The sequence below is a fragment of the Quadrisphaera sp. DVD1 genome, assembly GCF_058932755.1.
Window position 1 is genome coordinate 1 of the sequence record NZ_JBZYWI010000242.1, and the last position, 2,411, is coordinate 2,411.

The 2,411-nt window shown below is 77.1% G+C and carries 3 protein-coding genes and 1 pseudogene; all 4 read left to right on the top strand.

All coding sequences use genetic code 11. From position 1 onward, the window contains the following. Positions 1-418, top strand: a pseudogene (locus tag AC5FZL_RS16445) (hypothetical protein); the annotation flags it as partial. A 151-nt stretch (positions 419-569) separates the two neighbouring features. Continuing rightward, the gene (locus AC5FZL_RS16450) at positions 570-1,643 is read left to right on the top strand and encodes a type III polyketide synthase (protein WP_493619954.1); all 1,074 of its coding nucleotides are present in this window, start codon (positions 570-572) and stop codon (positions 1,641-1,643) included. 10 nt (positions 1,644-1,653) lie between these two features. Continuing rightward, the gene (locus AC5FZL_RS16455) at positions 1,654-2,187 is read left to right on the top strand and encodes an isoprenylcysteine carboxyl methyltransferase family protein (RefSeq protein WP_493619955.1); all 534 of its coding nucleotides are present in this window, start codon (positions 1,654-1,656) and stop codon (positions 2,185-2,187) included. Beyond that, the coding region (locus AC5FZL_RS16460; RefSeq protein ID WP_493619956.1) for an FAD-dependent oxidoreductase at positions 2,184-2,411 on the top strand (228 nt) is incomplete at its 3' end. The genes AC5FZL_RS16455 and AC5FZL_RS16460, both read left to right, overlap by 4 nt.

Sequence of the window (2,411 nt, forward strand, 5' to 3'; positions counted from 1 at the left end):
GGTGTGCCAGGCCGAGGCGGTCGCCGCCGCGCTGCCCGCGGCGTGGGACCCGACCTGGCGCACGACGTCGACCGAGGGCGGCCCCGCGGCCGAGGCCGTGCTCCACCTCGGCCCCGTCGCCCCCGGGCACCGCGCGAGGGTGGAGTCCCTCGCTCCCACCCCGCTGTTCTCGCTGCGCCTCGCCGACCCCGCCGCGCTGCCGGTGGAGCTCGGGCCGGGGGAGTCGCGCGACGTCGTGGTGCGCTGGGAGCCGGCGCGGTGCGACCCGCACGCCGTCGCGGAGGACAAGCGGGGCTTCGCCCCCGTCCTCGCGGTCGCCCTGGACGGCGCGGAGGTGGTGCCGGTGCTCCAGTGGGTGCCGCAGGACCAGCGCGCCCCGGCGACCGCCGTGCTCCTGGACCGGTGCGGCCTGGGCTGACCGGGACGCCGACCGGGACGCGGACCGGGACGCGGACCGGGACGCGGACCGGCTCCGACCGGCCACCCGGGTCGCCGCGGGGCGCCCCCAGGGGTCAGGATGCGCACGTGCCCCGCCACGACGTCGTCGCCCGCGCTCCCGGGGGCACCAGGTGAGCCGCCTGGTCTCGGTCGCTCCCGTGGTGCCCGAGCGCTCCTACCCGCAGGAGCAGATCACCGCGATGCTCCTCGACCTGGTCTCCCCGGTCGGCGGCCTGGCCCCGGACCGGCGGGCCCTCATGCAGCGCCTGCACCGCAACAGCGGCGTCAGCACCCGCAGCCTCGCCCTCCCGGTGGAGGAGTACGCCGCGCTGGACGGGTTCACGGCGGCGAACGACGCGTTCCTGAGGGTCGGCGTCGAGCTCGGCGAGCGGGCGGTGCGCACGGCGCTGGAGCAGGTCGGGCTCGCGCCCACCGACGTCGACGTCGTCCTGTCCACGACCGTGACCGGCGTGGCCGCTCCGTCGCTGGACGCCCGGCTGGTCGGGCCGCTGGGCCTGCGCCCCGACGTCAAGCGGATCCCCGTGTTCGGGCTGGGGTGCGTGGCCGGCGTCGCGGGCCTGGCCCGGCTCCACGACCACCTCGAGGGCCACCCGGACGACGTCGCGGTGCTGCTCAGCGTGGAGCTGTGCTCCCTGACGGTGCAGCGCGACGACACCTCCACCGCCAACCTCGTCGCCTCCGGGCTCTTCGGCGACGGCGCGGCGGCCGTCGTCCTCGTGGGGGAGCGGCGCGCCGCGGCCCTGGGCCTGGACGGACCGCGCGTGGTGTCCACCCGCAGCCGCTTCTACCCCGACACCTCCGGGGTGATGGGCTGGGACGTCGGCGGCACCGGCTTCAAGATCGTGCTCTCGGCGTCAGTGGCCGACGTCGTCGAGGCGCACCTGGCCGACGACGTCAAGGGCTTCCTGGCCTCGGCCGACCTCGACAGCGCCGACGTCGCGCGCTGGCTGGCCCACCCCGGTGGGCCCAAGGTGCTCGACGCCGTCCAGCGCGCCCTCGACCTCCCCGACGGCGCCCTGGACCGCTCGTGGGCCTCGCTCGCCGAGCGCGGCAACCTCTCGTCGTCGTCGGTGCTGCACGTGCTCGCCGCGCACCTGGAGGAGCCGCCCGCCGCGGGCGAGCGCGGCGTGATGCTCGCGATGGGCCCGGGGTTCTGCGCCGAGCTCGTCCTCCTGGAGTGGTGAGGGCGCACCGATGAGCAGCGTCACCTGGTACGCCGTCCTGCTCGGAGCGGTCGCGCTGTGGCGCGGGGTCGAGCTCGTGGTCTCGGCGTCCAACCGCCGGTGGGCGCTGGAGCGAGGGGGCTTCGAGGAGGGCCAGGGCCACTTCCCGGCGATGGCCGCCCTGCACACCGGCCTGCTCCTCGGCGCGCTGGCCGAGGTGGTCGTCGCCGACCGCCCGTTCGTGCCGGTGCTCGGCTGGAGCATGCTCGCGGTGCTCGTGGTCACCCAGGTCGTGCGCCTGTGGTGCATGGTCGAGCTGGGCCGGCAGTGGAACACCCGGGTCGTCGTGGTGCCGGGCATGCCGCGCGTCACCGGTGGGCCCTACCGCTGGCTGCGCCACCCGAACTACGTCGTCGTGGCCGCGGAGGGCCTGGCCCTGCCGCTGGTGCACACCGCCTGGGTCACCGCCGTGGTCTTCACCGCGCTCAACGCGGTGCTGCTGCTGCGCTACCGCATCCCGGCCGAGGAGGCCGCGCTGCGCGCGCTGGTGGCGCCCCGCTCGTGAGGGACCTCGCGGTCGTCGGCGGCGGGCCGGTCGGCCTGGCCGCCGCGATCGAGGCGGCCGCCGCGGGCCTCGACGTCGTCCTCGTCGAGCCCCGGGACGGCCCGGTCGACAAGGCCTGCGGCGAGGGGCTGATGCCCGGGGCGCTGGCGGCCGTCCAGCGCCTGGGCGTCGACCCGCCGGGGGCGGCGATCACCGGCATCACCTACGTCGGCGGCGACGGCGCC

What these genes read in the sequence shown, in the direction of transcription:
- AC5FZL_RS16455 (WP_493619955.1), top strand. Translation starts at nt 1,654, where the DNA reads ATGAGCAGCGTCACCTGGTACGCCGTCCTGCTCGGAGCGGTCGCGCTG.